At 74.5% G+C, this 14827-nt stretch carries 12 protein-coding genes; 6 read left to right on the forward strand and 6 right to left on the reverse strand.

Features of this window, described 5'->3' with window-relative positions:
- Nucleotides 1-170: 170 nt before the first annotated feature.
- The 3 genes from Sm713_RS25485 to Sm713_RS25495 all read left to right on the forward strand — a co-directional run bounded on the left by Sm713_RS25485 (nt 171) and on the right by Sm713_RS25495 (nt 4683).
- The gene (locus Sm713_RS25485) at nt 171-536 is read left to right on the forward strand and encodes an SsgA family sporulation/cell division regulator (RefSeq protein WP_212912425.1); all 366 of its coding nucleotides are present in this window, start codon (nt 171-173) and stop codon (nt 534-536) included.
- A gap of 220 nt (nt 537-756) precedes the next feature.
- Nucleotides 757-4422 (forward strand): S41 family peptidase, encoded by a 3666-nt coding sequence (locus Sm713_RS25490; RefSeq protein ID WP_249416991.1) that lies wholly within the window; start codon nt 757-759, stop codon nt 4420-4422.
- Between the two features lie 24 nt (nt 4423-4446).
- The gene (locus tag Sm713_RS25495; protein WP_212912426.1) at nt 4447-4683 is read left to right on the forward strand and encodes a hypothetical protein; all 237 of its coding nucleotides are present in this window, start codon (nt 4447-4449) and stop codon (nt 4681-4683) included.
- A 422-nt stretch (nt 4684-5105) separates the two neighbouring features.
- Here Sm713_RS25495 and Sm713_RS25500 read toward each other — a convergent pair whose 3' ends face one another.
- The 3 genes from Sm713_RS25500 to Sm713_RS25510 form a co-directional block, all read right to left on the reverse strand.
- Nucleotides 5106-6017, reverse strand: coding sequence for an SDR family oxidoreductase (locus Sm713_RS25500; RefSeq protein WP_212914824.1), 912 nt, complete (start codon nt 6015-6017; stop codon nt 5106-5108).
- A gap of 20 nt (nt 6018-6037) precedes the next feature.
- Nucleotides 6038-6922, reverse strand: coding sequence for an alpha/beta fold hydrolase (locus Sm713_RS25505; protein ID WP_212912427.1), 885 nt, complete (start codon nt 6920-6922; stop codon nt 6038-6040).
- A gap of 251 nt (nt 6923-7173) precedes the next feature.
- Nucleotides 7174-9012 carry an NAD(P)/FAD-dependent oxidoreductase gene (locus Sm713_RS25510; RefSeq protein WP_249416681.1) on the reverse strand — a complete coding sequence of 613 codons (1839 nt, stop codon included), beginning with the start codon at nt 9010-9012 and terminating at the stop codon, nt 7174-7176.
- A 205-nt stretch (nt 9013-9217) separates the two neighbouring features.
- On the opposite strand from Sm713_RS25510, the gene Sm713_RS25515 reads away from it, so the two are divergent.
- Nucleotides 9218-9949, forward strand: a complete 732-nt coding sequence (locus Sm713_RS25515) for a MerR family transcriptional regulator (protein ID WP_283249822.1) — start codon at nt 9218-9220, stop codon at nt 9947-9949.
- Between the two features lie 130 nt (nt 9950-10079).
- Here Sm713_RS25515 and Sm713_RS25520 read toward each other — a convergent pair whose 3' ends face one another.
- Both Sm713_RS25520 and Sm713_RS25525 read right to left on the reverse strand, forming a co-directional pair.
- The gene (locus tag Sm713_RS25520) at nt 10080-10577 is read right to left on the reverse strand and encodes a GNAT family N-acetyltransferase (RefSeq protein ID WP_212912429.1); all 498 of its coding nucleotides are present in this window, start codon (nt 10575-10577) and stop codon (nt 10080-10082) included.
- Between the two features lie 169 nt (nt 10578-10746).
- Nucleotides 10747-11517 (reverse strand): helix-turn-helix transcriptional regulator, encoded by a 771-nt coding sequence (locus Sm713_RS25525; protein WP_212912430.1) that lies wholly within the window; start codon nt 11515-11517, stop codon nt 10747-10749.
- 232 nt (nt 11518-11749) lie between these two features.
- Between Sm713_RS25525 and Sm713_RS25530 the strand changes: the two genes are divergently transcribed.
- Nucleotides 11750-12520, forward strand: a complete 771-nt coding sequence (locus Sm713_RS25530) for an isocitrate lyase/phosphoenolpyruvate mutase family protein (protein WP_212912431.1) — start codon at nt 11750-11752, stop codon at nt 12518-12520.
- A gap of 202 nt (nt 12521-12722) precedes the next feature.
- Nucleotides 12723-13223 carry a Dps family protein gene (locus Sm713_RS25535; RefSeq protein WP_212912432.1) on the forward strand — a complete coding sequence of 167 codons (501 nt, stop codon included), beginning with the start codon at nt 12723-12725 and terminating at the stop codon, nt 13221-13223.
- A gap of 32 nt (nt 13224-13255) precedes the next feature.
- Here Sm713_RS25535 and Sm713_RS25540 read toward each other — a convergent pair whose 3' ends face one another.
- Nucleotides 13256-14734, reverse strand: a complete 1479-nt coding sequence (locus Sm713_RS25540; protein ID WP_249416682.1) for a helix-turn-helix domain-containing protein — start codon at nt 14732-14734, stop codon at nt 13256-13258.
- Nucleotides 14735-14827: the final 93 nt, after the last annotated feature.

Here is a 14827-nt window from a genome sequence, read left to right on the forward strand (position 1 = left end):
CCCATCGCCCCCGGGGCGGACGCTCCGGCGCCCCCGACCGGACACCCCGACCCGCCCCCCTTCACGCCCTCCCGTGGATTCCCCCGCATTCCCCCACCCTCCGGAGGTTCGTTAAACCGAAAATATGGAACATTAATGGACAAGGCGACCATCAGCGTGAGGAGCGCTTCATGTCCCAGGCCGTGGAAGAGCACACGGAGGTCCGCGTCGTCACGGACGACGCGGCCGAGGAGCGGTGGGAGGTCCCGGTGGACCTGCGGTACGACCCCGACACCGCCCCGACCAACGTGTGCATCAGCCTGCCGGAGTCCCCCGGTGCCCCGCCGCACGACTGGACGTTCTCCCGGGACCTCCTGGAACGCGGGCTGCGCGGCCCGGTGAACGGCGGCGACGTGCGGGTCTGGCCGAGCGGCCGGGTGCGGGCGGTGGTGGAGCTGCGGTCGGAGCGGCATGTGGCGGTGGTGCAGTTCGACTCGGCGGCGCTCACCCGTTTCCTGCGCCGGACGTATGCGGCGACCGAGCCCGTCCACCAGTAGGGCCCGGCGGGCACCGGGCACGAGCCGGTGGGAGCGCCGTTCGCGGGGGCGGGCCGCCGGGTGGGGACGCCGCCGGCGGGGCGTGCACGAGTTGCCGCCCGGCGCCGGCCGGAAAAGCATTGGTGGGGTGAGTGACGTGCGCGAGAACGCAGCGGCCGCGGGCCGCGCGCCCGGCGCCCCGGGCGAACCCGACGCCAGGGGCTACCTCCGCTTCCCCCACGTGCACGGCGACCGCCTCTGCTTCAGCACCGAGGACGACCTCTGGCTGGCGGACCTCACGGCCGACGGCACCGCGACGGGCCGCGCGTGGCGGCTCACCGCGGACCGGACGAAGGTGGCCGACCCGCGCTTCTCGCCCGACGGCCGGCACATCGCGTTCACGAGCTGGCGCAGCATCGACCCGGAGATCCATCTGGTGCCGGTCGAGGGCGGCCCGGCGCGGCGGCTGACGTACTGGGGCACCACCGACACCCGCATCTGCGGCTGGACCCCGCCGCAGCCGGACGAGCCGCCGTGCATCCTCGCCGTCGGCTCGCACGGCCAGCCGTTCTCGCACTTCTCCTGGGCCTACAAGGTGCCCACCGACGGCTCACCGGGCGGCCGGCTGCCCTGGGGCCCGGTGAACGCCATCGACGTCGCCGACATCGGGGGCGAGCACCTCACCCTGCTGCTCACCGGCAGCGCCCCGCACGAGCCCGCGTCCTGGAAGCGGTACCGCGGCGGCGGGACGGGCCGGCTATGGATGCACGGCAGGCGGCTGCTGGAGGATCTGGAGGGGCACCTGGAATCCCCGATGTTCGTGTCGGGCCGGATCGCCTTCCTCTCCGACCACGAGGGCATCGGCAACCTCTACTCGTGCCGTCCGGACGGCTCCGACCTGCGCCGCCACACCGATCACGGCGGCTTCTACGCCCGGCACGCGTCGAGCGACGGCCGGCGGGTGGTGTACGAGTGCGCGGGCGAGATCTGGATGGTCGACGAGCTGACGCCGGACTCCGTCCCGCACCGCCTGGACGTCCGCCTCGGCAGCCCGCGCTCCGGCCGCCGCCGCTACCAGATACCGCCCGCCCAGCACCTGGACGCGCTGTCGGTGGACGCCAGGGGGCGGTCCAGCGCGGTCGTGGTCCGCGGCAGCCTGCACTGGCTGACCCACCGCGACGGCCCGGCCCGCGCCATCGCGGACACCCCGGGGGTACGGGTGCGGCTGCCCGCGATGCTGGGCGCGAGCGGGCGGATCGCCTACGTCACGGACGCGGCGGGCGAGGACTCCGTCGAGATCGGGTACCTGCCGCGCGCCGTCGGGACGCCGCCGCCGCTGCGGTTCGCCACCGGGCGGCTCGGACGGGTCCTGGAGATGGTCCCCGACCCCGAGGGCCGGCGCCTCGCCATGGCCTCCCACGACGGCCGGCTGCTGATCGTGGACGTACCGGACGATCCGGAGGACGCCGCGGCGGCCGCGCTCGGGACGGAGCAGGGCCCCCAGGCCGCTCAGGGCGGGCCGGACGGGGCCGGTGCCACTGCCGGTGCCACTGCCGGTGCCGGTGCCGCGGGGTCGGGTGGTGGCGGGTCGCGTGCCGCCGGACCGCGGGGCGCGACGCGTGCCACGGGGCCCGGCGACGCCGGAGTGCGCCGGTCCGCGAGGCCTGGCGACACCGGGGTCCGCGAGCCCACGGGGCAGGTCGACGTCGGGGTCCGCGAACCCGCGGGCGGGACCGGGCAGCCGGACGGCGACGGGCAGCTCGGCGGCGGGGCCGGCGGGGAGCGCGGCGCGCCGCCGGCCGCGGTGGACGACGCAACCGTGGTGAGCGAGCTGGTGCGGTCCTCCAACGGCCCGGTGCGCGACCTCGCGTTCTCGCCCGACGGCGGCTGGCTGACGTGGTCGCACCCGGGCATCGGGCGGTCGCTGCGGCAGATCAAGCTGGCCCGCATCGAGGACGCCACGGCGGGCGATCCGGGCACGGGGCTGGTCGCGCGGACCGTCGTGGACGTCACCGACGGACGCTTCGAGGACGAGAGCCCGGTCTTCACCCGAGACGGCCGCTACCTCGCGTTCCTCTCCTGGCGCGGCTTCGACCCGGTGTACGACGTGCACACCGGCGACCTCTCCTTCCCGCTCGGCTGCCGCCCCTACCTCGTGCCGCTCTCCTCCGCGATCCCGTCGCCGTTCGCGCTGCTGCCGGACGGCCGGCCCGCGGCCGGCTCGCACGACCCGCTGGGCATCGACCCGGCCGACGCCCGCGCCGCGGCCATGTCGGCCGGTCCGGCGGCGGTGGAGGTGGAGGGCCTGGCGAGCCGCGTGACGCCGTTCCCGGTGACGGCCTCCAAGTACTCGGCGCTCAAGGCGGTGGCCGGCGGCGGTCTCGTCTGGCTGCGCTGGCCGATCTCCGGCGCGCTCGGCGAGACCTTCGCCAACCCCGCGGACCTCTCGGGGCGGCCCACGCTGGAGTACTTCGACATCTCCCGGTGCCGGAAGTCGGAACTCGTCTTCCACCTCGACTCGTTCGGCGTCAGCGGCGACGGCTCCCGGCTGGTCGTGGCCGACCAGGGCGAGCTGCGCGCGATGCCGGCCACCGGGCCCGGCGACCTCGACACCACCGTCTGGATCGACCTGCGCCGCATCCTCCAGGAGGTGGACCCGGCCGCCGAGTGGCGCGGCGCCTTCGAGGAGGCCGGCCGGCTCATCAGGGACTACTTCTGGGAACCGCACATGGCCGGCATCGACTGGCCCGGCCGGCTCGCCCAGTACCGGCCGCTGGTCGACCGGGTCGCCACTCCCGACGAGTTCAGCGACCTGCTCCGGGAGCTGCTGGGCGAGCTGGGCACCTCGCACGCGTACGTCATCCCGGCCCGCCGCAACGAGGGGCCGCCGCACTACCAGCGGCTGATCGGCGTGCTCGGCGCCGACCTGGTGCCCCGCGAGGGCGGCTGGACGGTGCGGCGCATCCTGCCCGGTGACTCCTCGGACTCCAAGGCGCGCTCGCCGCTGGCCGGCACGGGCGTCCGCGAGGGCGCGGTGCTCACCCACGTCGACGGGCGCCCGGTCGACCCGGTCACCGGGCCGTTCCCGCTGCTTGCGGGGGCGGGCGGCACCACGGTCGAGCTGACCTTCACACCGGCCGAGGGCAGCGCGGGCGGCCGGGGCCCGCGCCGGGTCGCGGTGGTGCCGCTCATCGACGAGCGCCCGCTGCGGTACCAGGACTGGGTGGCCGGGCGGCGCCGGGTGGTCCGCGAGCTCAGCGGCGGCAAGTGCGGCTACCTGCACATCCCGGACATGGGCGGCTCGGGCTGGGCGCAGTTCAACCGCGACCTGCGCCGGGAGGTGGCGCTGCCCGCGCTGATCGTGGACGTGCGCGGCAACGCCGGCGGCAACATCAGCGAACTCGTCGTCGAGAAGCTCACCCGCAGCATCCTCGGCTGGGACCTCACCCGCGGCGCCCAGCCCGTCTCCTACGCCAAGGACGCGCCGCGCGGCCCGATCGTCGCCCTCGCGGACGAGTCCACCGCCTCCGACGGCGACATGATCATCGCGGCCATCAAGCTGCTGGACCTCGGCCCGGTGGTCGGTCAGCGCACCTGGGGCGGGGTGGTCGGGATCACCGGCAGGCACCGCCTGGGCGACGGCACGGTGATCACGGTGCCGATGAACGCGGCGTGGTTCGACGCGTACGGGTGGTCGGTCGAGAACCGCGGCGTGCTCCCGGACATCCCCGCCCTGCGCACCCCGCTCGACTGGGCCGAGGGCCGCTACGCCCAGCTCGACGACGCCGTGCACGTCGCTCTGGAACTGCTCGCCGAGCACCCGCCGTCCGCCCCGCCCGACCACACGCACGTACCGGCCAGAATCCGCCCGAAACTGCCGCCACGGCAGTATCCGGAGGCCGTCTGAACGCCCCACCCATGGAGGGATCCCATGGCTGCCAACGAGAAAGAGAACGGAAACAGGAACGAGGAGCGGCGCGACCGCGCAGAGCGGCCGGAGCAGCAGCGGCCGGAGCAGCGGCCGGAGGCCGCGCCCACCGAAGGTGCCGAGCGCACGGAGCGCACCGAGCGTGGTCCGGAGCGGTACCACCGGATGATCATCTCCGAGGACGAGCCGCGGTCCGCGCAGGAGGAAGCGGATCGGATGGAGCAGGACTACGACGTCTGAGGGCGACCCGGCGGGGGTCACCGCGGTGTCCCTCTCACCCTGCCGGGGGCGCCCCGGCAGGGGCGCGGGGCTGCGTTCGACCCTGCGGGTCGCCACCGGCCGGGAGGGTCGGTTCCCGTCGTGTCCGGACCACCTGCCGGTGGGTGGTTGCTCGCGCAGTTCCCCGCGCCCCTGAGTGGGCCGGGGCGCAGCCCCGCCTTCAAGGGGCGCGGGGAACTGCGCGAGCAACCGCAACGAACCCGTGCATCGCCACCGGCCCGAAGGGGCACTCTCTGTCGCATCCGGACCACCCCGCAGTGGGCCTTGCTCGCGCAGTTCCCGCGCCCCTGACGGGCACAGGCCACACCGCGTGCCGGGCGGGGCATAGCCCACACAAGAGAACAGCCCCATACGCCCCCGCCCCGGAAGGGGCAGGCACACCCCTACGTCAGCTCACCGTCGGCCGATCGGCCCGCTGCGCGGGCCTTCTCGTCGGCCTGGCCGCCCGCTCCGACGAGGCCCCGCCCCACGGCGGGCATCCGTGAGTCGACGCGCCGCATCTCCCGCCTGCCGATCGCGCTGATGATCGGCGGCAGCATGCCCCGCACCGGCTGCATCCCCCGCAGCCACCACTGCCCGTACACGTGCGCCGAGCGCCGTTCGATGCCGGCCACCAGCCGGTCCACCGCCGGTCCCGCCGGATACGTCTTGCCCGCCGGCCACGGCAGCCGGCCGCGCAGCTCCCGCATGCCCTCGTCCTCGTCCGCGCCGCGCACCATGTCCGTGTCGGTCCAGGACAGGTAGCCGATGCCGACGCTCACGCCGCGGTGCGCCACCTCCGTGCGGAGGCTGTGCGCGAACGCCTCCACGCCGGACTTGGACGCGCAGTACGCGGTCATCAGGGGCGCGGGCGTGATCGCGGCGAGCGAGGCTATCTGGAGCAGGTGGCCCCTGCTCTCCAGCAGCGCGGGCAGGAACGCGCGGGCGGTGGTCGCGGACCCGATGAGGTTGACCTCGATGACGCGCCGCCAGGCGTCCTGGTCGGAGGTGGCGAACGGGCCGCCGGTGGCCACGCCCGCGTTCGCGACCACGACGTCGGTCCTGCCGAACCGCGCACCGACGTCCCGGGCGACCTGCTCCATGGCGGTCCGGTCGGTGACGTCCGCCTCCCAGTGGGCGCTCTCGCCGTGCAGCCGCGTGGAGACCGCCTTCATCTCCTCCGGTTCGAGCCCGACGAGCGCCACCGTCGCGCCGCGCGCCGACAACTTGCGCGCCAGCAGGGCCCCGACGCCGCGCGCGGCCCCGGTGACGACCGCGACCCGCCCCTCAAGGACGCTCTTCCCGGTGCCGCTCATGACGCTCTTCCCCGTGCCGCTCATGCGGACGCCACCCCTTTCGCGCCGCCTTCCGCCGGCACGTACCTGCGGGCCAGCTCGCGTATGCGACCGTTCACCTCGTCCGGCGCCTCCAACGGCACCATATGGCCGAGCCCGGGCAGCTCGGTAGCCTCCACGCACCGCGGCAACGCCTCGGCCAGGCGCCGGGAGTGGACGGGCGGCGTCAGGCGGTCCGCGGTTCCGACGAGGATCGCGGTGGGCGCCGTGAGCCGTCGTGCCTCGGCGTCCAGGTCGAGCCACCCGAGCACCTTCGACCAGTGGTGCCGGGGCCCGCGCGGGCAGGCGTGCACGACGCGCGCCGCGGCCTCGACCATCTCCGGCGTCGCGGCGCGGCCCATCGTCCCGTACTTGAGGATCCGCTTGCTGAGCGGCGTGACCGGGCCGAGCGGCGCGCGCGAGTTCAGCACCATGCCGGTGCCGCGGGAACGCATCCGGCCGGGGCGCATCGGCAGCAGCAGCGACTCTGCGAGCAGGCGGGAACCTCCGGTGCTGACCAGCAGCACCGCTGCCGCGTGCTCCCGCACCTCCTCCGCGCCGGCCGCGGCCATCAGCGTCATCCCGCCCATGGAGTGCCCCGCGAGGACCGCGCGCTGTCCCGGCTCCAGCGCGGTGGCGAGCACCGCCGCCAGGTCCTCGCCGAGTTGCCGGGTGCCGTAGCCCGCGGAGCCCTCCGGCACGTCGCTGCGGCCGTGGCCGCGCAGGTCGTACGTGATGACGCGGTGGTCAGCGGCGAGGTCGCGTACCTGGGCCGCCCAGAACGCGGTGTTGCACGCCCAGCCGTGCACCAGCACGACGGCGGGCGCGTCGGCCGGGCCGTGCGACTCGACGTGGAGCGAGGTGCCGTCGGCGGAGACCGCGGTCAACTCCGAGGCGGGCGGGGGCGGTGCGTACGGCCCGGCCGGGACGGGTTCCGGCCGCCTGCCGCGCCGGTCCCCCTCGGGTCCGCTGCCACCGCGGCGGGCCGTCGCCTCCCGCCCGGTGCCGGGGTCCGCGGACGCCGTCCCCCGCGCACCGCTCGTCCCGCTTGCTCCGCTCGTCCCGCTCGTGCCGCTCGTTCCCCTTGCTCCGCTCGTGCCGCTCGTTCCGCTGGTTCCCCTTGCTCCGCTCGTTCCGCTCACGCTCCGGCCTCCGTCGTCCGTGCCGCGCCGGCCGCCCCAGCCGCGGAGGCCGTGCTCGCCGTGTCGGCTGTCCTGGCTGTGCCTGCCGTGGTCGCTGCCGTCGCCGTACCGATCGCGCCGGGGCGGTGGTCGTCATCCGGGGTCGTCGTCGTACCGGCTCCGCCCGTGCGGTCGTCGTCATCCGAGAACCGCGGTGCCCGGACCACGTCGTACTCCGCGAGGTCCACGCGGCGGGTCGCCGCCCGGAACTCGGTGGTGGTACCGGGCCAGATCGTGGTGTTGCGGCCCCGCGCGTCCAGGTACCAGCTCGTGCAGCCGCCGGTGCTCCACACCGTGCGCTTCATGCGCTGCTGTACCGCCGCGTTCCAGGCGTCCACCGCCCCCTGCCGGGCGTCGAGCGCGACCCGCTCGCCGGGGGCGCCGAGGGTGTCGAGCCGCCGCAGGTAGTCCACGAGGTAGTTCAGCTGGGACTCGATCATGAGGATCATCGAGGAGTTGCCGAGCCCGGTGTTGGGGCCGACGACCGTCATGAAGTTGGGGAAGCCCGCCACGGTGCCGCCGCGCAGCGCCGCCATGCCGCCCTGCCAGCTCTCCGCGAGGGTGCGCCCGTCCGCGCCCACCACCCGCTCGGTGATCGGCATGTCCGTGACGTGGAACCCGGTGCCGAAGACGATCGCGTCCACCTCGGCCGAACTGCCGTCGGAGCCCACCGCGGTGGAGCCGCGCACCTCGGCGAGGCCCGCCGCGACCACGTCCACGTTGGGCCGGGCGAGCGCCGGATAGTAGGAGCTGGAGAGCAGGATCCGCTTGCAGCCGATGCGGTACGAGGGGGTGAGCCGGCTGCGCAGCGCCGGGTCGCCGATGCCGCGGGCGATGTTCCGCTTGGCGAGCCGCTCGATCAGCCCCAGCTCGTTCGGCCACTTGGTGAACGCCTGGACCTGGACTTCCCTGATGCCCCACAGCATCGCGCGCCGCGCCTTCATGGTGAACGGCAGGTTCCGGTGCAGCCAGCGCTCGGCGCGGGTGATCTCGCGGTCGGCGCGCGGCAGCACCCAGGCCGGGGTGCGCTGGAAGAGCGTCAGCCGCTCGGCGTCCGGCTGGATCGACGGCACGATCTGGATCGCGGACGCCCCCGTGCCGACCACGGCGACCCGCTTGCCGCGCAGGTCGTAGCCGTGGTTCCAGCGTGCCGAGTGGAAGACCTCGCCGGGGAAGGAGCCGAGGCCGGGGATGTCGGGGACCTTGGGGTCGGAGAGCGCGCCGGTCGCGGAGACGACCACGTCGGCGGTGAGCCCCGGGAGTCCGCCGATCTCCAGCTCCCAGCGGAGCCGCCGCGGGTCCCAGCGCAGCCGTGTCACCTCGGAGCGCAGCCGCAGGTGCGGGCGGAGCCGGAAGGTGTCGGCGACGTGCTCCAGGTAGCCGCGGATGTGCTCCTGGCCGGAGAAGGTGCGCGGCCAGTCGGGGTGCGGTGCGAAGGAGAACGAGTAGAGGTGCGACGGCACGTCGCAGGCGCACCCCGGATAGGCGTTGTCCCGCCAGGTGCCGCCGACCGCGTCACCGCGCTCCAGCACCACGAAGTCGGTGACGCCCGCGCGCCGCAGCCGCACGGCGGCCCCCAGCCCGCCGAAGCCGGACCCGATCACCGCCACGCGCACGTGCCCGTCCACCCGCACGTGCCCGTCCGCCTGTGCTTGCCCGCCTCCCTGCACAGGCCGGTCCACCTGTACAGGCCGGTCCACCTGTACATGCCCGTCCATCCGCACATGCCCGTCCATCCGGACCTCCCACATCCCGCGGTCGCCACGCCGGACGATCGCGCCAGTGACCACTGGCACGATGGGAGCGTAGGGGAGGCGCGTACTCATGGGTAGGGGTGCGGACGGGAATGTTACCGAGGGTACGGCGCGCCCCATCGGGCCCTATGCCGGCCCTATGCCCGGCCCTGTGCCGGGCCCTATGCCCGGCCCTGTGCCGGGCCCGATCCCGGGGGACCGTGGAAGCAGCCGGACCGGCTCCGCCCCACGCCGTAGGGTGACGGACGTGCCAGACGCAGAACCCGACCCCGGCCCCCACCCCGGACACGGCCCCGACCCCGACCCTGCCGCCGGGGCCCGCGAGTACCGGACCGAGGAGCTGGCCCGCGCCGCGGGCATCACGGTGCGCACGCTCCGCTTCTACCGCGAGCGCAAGCTCCTCCCGCCACCCCGCCGCGAGGGGCGCCTCGCCTGGTACAACGACCGCCACCTGGCCCGCCTGCGCACCATCACCGCGCTGCTCGACCGCGGCCACACCCTCACGGGGATCGCCGAGCTCGCGGAGGCGTTCGACCACGGCCGCGGGGTCGGCGAGTTGCTGGGCCTCGGCACGCCCACCGAGGAGATCCCGGTGCGCCTCACCCCCGAGGAACTGGCGGACCGGTTCGCGGGCCAGGACACCGCGGAGAACCTGGCGAAGGCCCTGGAACTCGGCTATCTCGGCACCGACGGCCAGGAGATCGTGCACGTCAGCAGGCGCCTGCTCGACGCGTCCTCGGCGCTCGTGCACCGGGGCGTCCCCCTCGCCGAGGTCCTGGAGGCGGGCCACCGCGTGCGCGCCCACACGGACGCCCTCGCGGAACTCTTCACGGACATGGTCGGCCGGTACGCCCCCGACGAGGACCCGGAATCCCTGCGCCCGCTCGCCAAGACCATCGTCGAGGCGGAACTCTCCCTCGCCCTGGACCGCCGCACGGCGTCCGGGCCCACGGAGCCGGGCCAGGCCACGGGGTCCTGACCGCGCCACCACCCCGCGGCGCCGGAGCGTCCTCCGCCCCGGAGCGCCACCGCCCCGGAGCCACCCCTACGGCCGTTCCCGGGACTCCCCCTCGGCCGTTCCCGGGACTCCCCCTCGGCCCCTCCCGGGGCTACACCTCGGCCACTTCCGCGAGCGGCTTTGCGTAGCAGCGGCTCAGCGGGTCGTCGCGGTAGTGGCCGAACTTGGCGCACTCCTCGTAGCCGCTCGACGCGTACAGGGCGATGGCCTCGGGCTGCTTGGTGCCCGTCTCCAGCACCATCCGCACCCGCCCGGCGGCCCGTGCGTCGGCCTCCAGGGCCGCCAGGATCACCCGCGAGAGGCCCCGGCCCCGTACCTCGGGCACGACATACATCCGCTTGATCTCGGCGTCGCCGTCGGAGTAGCCCATGTCGTTGGTCTCCTGGCTCCGCCAGCCGCCGGTCGCCACGGGCACGCCCTGCTCGTCGTACCCGACCAGGAAGAGTCCCCGCGGCGGTTCGAACATCTCCGCCTCCAGCGGCGTGGCGTCGCCGTCCCCGTCGCCGTACCGCTCGGCGTACTCCAGCAGCACACGGTCGTTCAGCTTCACTGCGTCGGGGTGGTCGAACCGGACACGGCATATGTTCATGCTCGTCAGGGTAATTCCCGCGGCCGCGAGTGCCACGCGGTATTCCCGTGGGAGCCCCTTACACCCGTGACGCCTGTGACGCCCGTGACGCGCATGGCATCCGTGACACCCGTGACGCCTGTGACGACGCCCGTGACGTGCAAGACATCCGTGGCGCCCGCGACTCCCGTTACACCCGCACCCCGAAGACCCGCGCGAACCCGGCCCCGCCCTCCTCCGTGACGAACACCGCCCGGCTGTCCCCGGAGCGCCGCACCCAGTGGAGTTCGAGCAGGCGGTCGAGAAGCCCGCGCCCCACGGCCCCCGACAGGTGGTGCCGCTGCTCGCTCCAGTCGACGCAGTACCGCATCAGGCGCCGCCGCTCGGGAATCCGCGCCCCGAACTCCGCGAGGAACGACCGCCCGGCGCCGGTCAGCACGTACTCCACGTCCTTTCCGTACCCGGTGCGCCCGTCCTCGACGGCGACCGCGGGGTCGTACGTGCCGTCGCCGCCCGCCACGTACCCGCGCTCGATCATCGCCCGCATCAGCTCCACGCCGAGCCGCCCTGCGACGTGGTCGTAGCAGGTGCGCGCCTGGCGCAGCGCCCGCGCCCTGCTGCTCTGCCTGAGCGACCGCACGGGTGCGGCCGGCGCCAGCCGCTGGAGGGCCTCGATCAGCTCCCCCACCTCGGGCCCGGCGAGCCGGTAGTACCGGTGGCGCCCGTGCGCCTCGACGGTCAGCAGGCCTCCGGCGGTCAGCTTGCCCAGGTGGGAGCTGGCCGTCGCGGCGCTCACCCCGGCCTCCGCGGCGAGCCGGCTCGCCGGCAGCGCCCGGCCGTCGTCCAGCGCCAGCAGGATCCGGCACCGTCCGGGGTCGGCCACCAGCGAGCCGACGGCCGCGATATCACTGTCGCCGCCCCCGGAGACGTCCGGCGCCGGCACGGTTGGCGATTGCCTCATGGGCCCAGGCTAGGCCGCGGACGTTTCGACACCCGTCGAAGGAACGACGTCGAAGAATGCTGTCGAGGAATCGATCAAAGAACGCGGTCGAAGAACGCGGTCGAAGAAGTCGAAGATCGCGGTCCGAGAACCCGGCCCGAGAACCCGGTCCAAGAACCCGGCCCGAGAACCCGGCCCGAGACCGCGGTCCGAGAACGCGGGAGACACGACGGAAAGGCGGGAACCCACCCCCATGAACGAGTCCTTCGGCGACCTCCACCACGGCGTCCGGCCGCTGGTCCTGCCGAACGCCTGGGACGTGCCGTCCGCCCTGCTCTTGCTGGCCGCCGGCTTCCCGGCCGTCGGCACGACCAGCTTCGGCGTGGCCGCGAGCGCGGGCCGCCCGGACGCCCGCCGCTCGACCGCGGCGGCGAGCCTCGCCCTGGCCCGCGACCTGTCCAGGCTGCCCTGCCACATCAGCGTGGACATCGAGGACGGTTACGCGGAGAGCCCCGATGAGGTCGCCGACTACGCCGCGGCCCTGCCGGTGGCCGGCGTCAACATCGAGGACAGCACGGCGGAACGGCTGGTCGACCCCGCGGCGCACGCCGAGAAGGTGGCGGCCGTCAAGGAGCGCCGCCCCGACCTGTTCGTGAACGCCCGGGTCGACACGTTCTGGCTCGGCCAGGACGCCGGGACCGGCGCCACGCTGCGGCGCGCCCTGCTGTACGTCGAGGCCGGCGCGGACGGCGTCTTCGTACCCGGCACATCCGACCCGGACGTGCTCCGCGAGCTGGCGGCGCAGCTCCCGGTCCCCCTGAACGTCCTGGTGACCCCGGCGCTCGGCCTCACCGCCCTCACCGGCCTGGGCGTACGCCGCGTCAGCACCGGCTCCCTGCCGTACCGGGCCGCCCTGCACACCGCCGTGGAGACCGCTCTCGCCGCCCGCGACGAGGGCCCGTTGCCGGCGGCCGTCGCGTACCCGGACCTCCAGGAGAGGCTGCGCCGCCACGGGCGGACGTGAGGAGACGGCTCCCCCGCTCCCCCGCTCCCCCACCCCACCGGCCCGCCCCCGTGGCCCGTGCGACCGCCCGAGTGGATCAGGAGCGGTGGCGACGGCGGGAGACCTCCCTAGGCTTGATCACGTAACGGGACACGTCCTCCGCTCCCGTCCGCGTTCCGATCCCCCTCCCGGGGGCTGCCCGCGCCTGCGAAGGAGACTCGCCATGCCCGCTTCACCTGGGAGCTCCCGACGCTCGGAGACCGGCGTCACCGGATTCACGGCGTCGCGGGGGCTCGCCCGCGCCTTGCAGCAGATCCTGGTGGACCTCGTCGAACTGCACCTCCAGGGAAAGCAGGCCCACTGGAACGTGGTCGGCCACAACTTCCGGGATCTGCACCTGCAACTGGACGAGATCGTCGACGCGGCACGGGAGGCGGCCGACACCATCGCCGAGCGCATGCGCGCCCTCTCGGCCTGGCCGGACGGCCGCACCGACACCGTCGCGTCGACCACGACGCTCCCCGCGTTCCCGGAGGGAGAGGTGGGCGTGAGCGCCGTCGTCGATCTCGTCACCACGCGCCTGCGCGCCACGGTCGACACGCTGCGCACCCGCCACGACGAGGTCGACGGCGAGGACCCCTCCACCGCCGACCTGCTGCACGAGATCATCGACTCCCTGGAGAAGTACGCCTGGATGGTCAGCTCGGAGAACCGGGTCCCCTGAGACGCCCTCCCCGGCCCGGGGGAAGGGGAGGTTCAGGAAGACCTCCCGTCCCGGGACGCCTCCTCGGTCCGGTCGTTCTGGTCGTTCCGGTCGGACCGGTCGGACCGGGCTGACGGGGCTGACCGCCCCGACCCGTCGGACCGCCCCGACCCGGCGGACCCATCGGACCGGTCGGCCGCCGCCCCCGCGGCCGTCTCCACCCCCGCGGCCGTCCCCGCCCCCGCGGCCGTCTCCGCCCCCGCGGCCGCATCCACCACCGCCGGCATCTCCGCCAGCGCCCGCCATATCTCCGCGGCCAGGTCGATGTTCGACGTCTGCTGGACCTGCTCGGCCAGCTCCCGCAGCCGCTGGACGCCCTGCCGCGCGTGCCCCTCCTCGATCAGCAGCCGGTTGTGGAGCATGTCGAGCCTGATGCGGTCCCGGTAGGTGAGCCGGAGTTCGTCGAGGACGAGCTCGTCGTACGCCGCCCGCGCGTCGGCGTACCTGCGCTCCTCGAACGCGAGGTGCACCCGGAGCGTGAGCATCTCCTGGCGGAGCACCGGGGTGCCGACGAGTCCGAGGACGGGCTCGGCCTCGTCGAGGCGCCGGCGGCACTCGTCGAGCCGGCGGGGCCGCACCTGGAGGTACAGGGATGCCGCGGCCAGCCGCAGCCGCATCCACAGCACGAGGTCGAGACGGCTGTCGAACTCCTCCAGAGCCTGCTCCAGCAGGTCCCGGGCGGTGGCCGGGTCGCCCTGCCGGAAGCTCACGGTGGCGGCGGACCACAGAGCCTCGGCGCGGAGCGTGCCGGTCTGCTCCGCCACCACGGCGAGGAGGTCGTCGGCGTGGGCCCGCGCGTCGGAGAGGCGGCCGGCCTCGGCCTCCACCGACACCAGCGTCAGCAGGGCGGCGCCCGTGTCCTGGACGGACAGCTTGTGATCGTGGGCCAGGAGGCATGCCTCCCGCCCTGCCCTGAGCGCCCCCGGGATCTCGCCGAGCGAGCGCAGGCACCGGGCGAGCTGGGCGCGGGAGCGGCACTGCAACTCGGGCAGCATCAACTCCTCGGAGGTCCGCACCAGTTCGTCCAGGTACTCGGCTTCCTGCCTGCGCTCGCCCCGCCCGGCGGCGGCACGGGAGAGCAGCCAGAGCGCCTGCCAGCGGAGCGTGGGATCGACCGCGGGCGACTGCTTGAGGGCGGCGGCCAGCTTCTCCAGCGTCCCGCCGTCGTCGGCCGAGGTGGCGAGGGCCAGGGCCTCGGCGACCGAGCCGACGCTCGGTGCGTCGAACTCCGACGCGTCCACCTGGAGCCGCTCGGCGAGGTAGGCGACGGCCCGCGCCGTCGGCTGCCGCGCGCCCGACTCCAGCCGGGAAAGATATCCGGTCGACATGTTGTCACCGGCGACGGCGGCCTGTGACAGTCCCCGTTCCGTGCGCAGTTCCCTGAGACGGCGCCCGAAGGCGGGCTGCTCCACCATGTCATTCCACCAGCCGTTCGTGAAGGTGGCAGCATCCAGCAGCAGTACAGGCGCCATCCCGATCGGATGGCGCGTCCCCCCGTCGTCTCTGACGGATGTGCCCAACGGGTAGCAAGGCTCGGTCACGATCGTTCACCGGGTCATTCACCG

The sequence above is a fragment of the Streptomyces sp. TS71-3 genome (assembly GCF_018327685.1).
Taxonomy (GTDB): Bacteria; Actinomycetota; Actinomycetes; order Streptomycetales; family Streptomycetaceae; genus Streptomyces.

What these genes read in the sequence shown, in the direction of transcription:
- Sm713_RS25500 (WP_212914824.1), bottom strand. Translation starts at nt 6,017, where the DNA reads ATGAGCGGCACCGGGAAGAGCGTCCTTGAGGGGCGGGTCGCGGTCGTC.
- Sm713_RS25520 (WP_212912429.1), bottom strand. Translation starts at nt 10,577, where the DNA reads ATGAACATATGCCGTGTCCGGTTCGACCACCCCGACGCAGTGAAGCTG.
- Sm713_RS25485 (WP_212912425.1), top strand. Translation starts at nt 171, where the DNA reads ATGTCCCAGGCCGTGGAAGAGCACACGGAGGTCCGCGTCGTCACGGAC.
- Sm713_RS25495 (WP_212912426.1), top strand. Translation starts at nt 4,447, where the DNA reads ATGGCTGCCAACGAGAAAGAGAACGGAAACAGGAACGAGGAGCGGCGC.
- Sm713_RS25530 (WP_212912431.1), top strand. Translation starts at nt 11,750, where the DNA reads ATGAACGAGTCCTTCGGCGACCTCCACCACGGCGTCCGGCCGCTGGTC.
- Sm713_RS25535 (WP_212912432.1), top strand. Translation starts at nt 12,723, where the DNA reads ATGCCCGCTTCACCTGGGAGCTCCCGACGCTCGGAGACCGGCGTCACC.
- Sm713_RS25525 (WP_212912430.1), bottom strand. Translation starts at nt 11,517, where the DNA reads ATGAGGCAATCGCCAACCGTGCCGGCGCCGGACGTCTCCGGGGGCGGC.
- Sm713_RS25540 (WP_249416682.1), bottom strand. Translation starts at nt 14,734, where the DNA reads ATGGCGCCTGTACTGCTGCTGGATGCTGCCACCTTCACGAACGGCTGG.